Annotated in this window: 1 rRNA gene; it reads right to left on the bottom strand. The window is 53.4% G+C overall.

The features are described from left to right. Positions 1-1,797 (bottom strand): 23S ribosomal RNA (locus tag ACFU6I_RS48515); the annotation flags it as partial.

Below are 1,797 nucleotides of genomic sequence, written 5' to 3'. Positions count from 1 at the left end.
TACGCCATTCGTGCAGGTCGGAACTTACCCGACAAGGAATTTCGCTACCTTAGGACCGTTATAGTTACGGCCGCCGTTTACTGGGGCTTCAATTCGCACCTTCGCTTACGCTAAGCGCTCCTCTTAACCTTCCAGCACCGGGCAGGCGTCAGCCCCTATACTTCGCCTTACGGCTTCGCAGAGACCTGTGTTTTTGCTAAACAGTCGCCTGGGCCTATTCACTGCGGCTCTCTCGGGCTTGCACCCTAACAGAGCACCCCTTCTCCCGAAGTTACGGGGTCATTTTGCCGAGTTCCTTAACGAGAGTTCTCTCGATCACCTTAGGATTCTCTCCTCGCCTACCTGTGTCGGTTTGCGGTACGGGCACCTCTCACCTCGCTAGAGGCTTTTCTTGGCAGTGTGGAATCAGGAACTTCGCTACTATAATTCGCTCGCCATCACAGCTCAGCCTTCACGGGAAACGGATTTGCCTATTTCCCAGCCTAACTGCTTGGACGCGGATATCCAATACCGCGCTTACCCTATCCTCCTGCGTCCCCCCATTGCTCAAATGGTGAGGAGGTGGTACAGGAATATCAACCTGTTGTCCATCGCCTACGCCTTTCGGCCTCGGCTTAGGTCCCGACTAACCCTGAGCGGACGAGCCTTCCTCAGGAAACCTTAGGCATTCGGTGGAAGGGATTCTCACCCCTCTTTCGCTACTCATACCGGCATTCTCACTTCTAAGCGCTCCACAAGTCCTTCCGGTCTTGCTTCACAGCCCTTAGAACGCTCTCCTACCACTGTTCGAAGAACAGTCCGCAGCTTCGGTGATACGTTTAGCCCCGGTACATTTTCGGCGCAGAGTCACTCGACCAGTGAGCTATTACGCACTCTTTAAATGGTGGCTGCTTCTAAGCCAACATCCTGGTTGTCTAAGCAACTCCACATCCTTTTCCACTTAACGTATACTTTGGGACCTTAGCTGGCGGTCTGGGCTGTTTCCCTTTCGACTACGGATCTTATCACTCGCAGTCTGACTCCCAAGGATAAGTCATCGGCATTCGGAGTTTGACTGAATTCGGTAACCCGGTAGGGGCCCCTAGTCCAATCAGTGCTCTACCTCCAAGACTCTTACCTTGAGGCTAGCCCTAAAGCTATTTCGGAGAGAACCAGCTATCTCCAGGTTCGATTGGCATTTCACCCCTACCCACACCTCATCCCCGCACTTTTCAACGTGCGTGGGTTCGGGCCTCCATTCAGTGTTACCTGAACTTCACCCTGGACATGGGTAGATCACCTGGTTTCGGGTCTACGACCACATACTCATTCGCCCTATTCAGACTCGCTTTCGCTGCGGCTCCGCATCTTCTGCTTAACCTTGCACGGGATCGTAACTCGCCGGTTCATTCTACAAAAGGCACGCCATCACCCGTTAACGGGCTCTGACTACTTGTAGGCACACGGTTTCAGGATCTCTTTCACTCCCCTTCCGGGGTGCTTTTCACCTTTCCCTCACGGTACTGGTTCACTATCGGTCACTAGGGAGTATTTAGCCTTGGGAGATGGTCCTCCCGGATTCCGACGGAATTTCACGTGTTCCGCCGTACTCAGGATCCACTCAGGAGAGAACGAAGTTTTGACTACAGGGCTGTTACCTCCTATGGCGGGCCTTTCCAGACCTCTTCATCTACCTCGTTCCTTTGTAACTCCGTACAGAGTGTCCTACAACCCCAAGAGGCAAGCCTCTTGGTTTGGGCTAATCCCGTTTCGCTCGCCGCTACTCAGGGAATCGCATTTGCTTTCTCTTCCTCCGGG

Source organism: Streptomyces sp. NPDC057486 (assembly GCF_042802415.1).
GTDB classification, from domain to species: Bacteria; Actinomycetota; Actinomycetes; order Streptomycetales; family Streptomycetaceae; genus Streptomyces; species Streptomyces yanii.
Note: the sequence above shows the minus strand (reverse complement) of the source record. Positions and strands in the feature narration are given on the sequence as shown.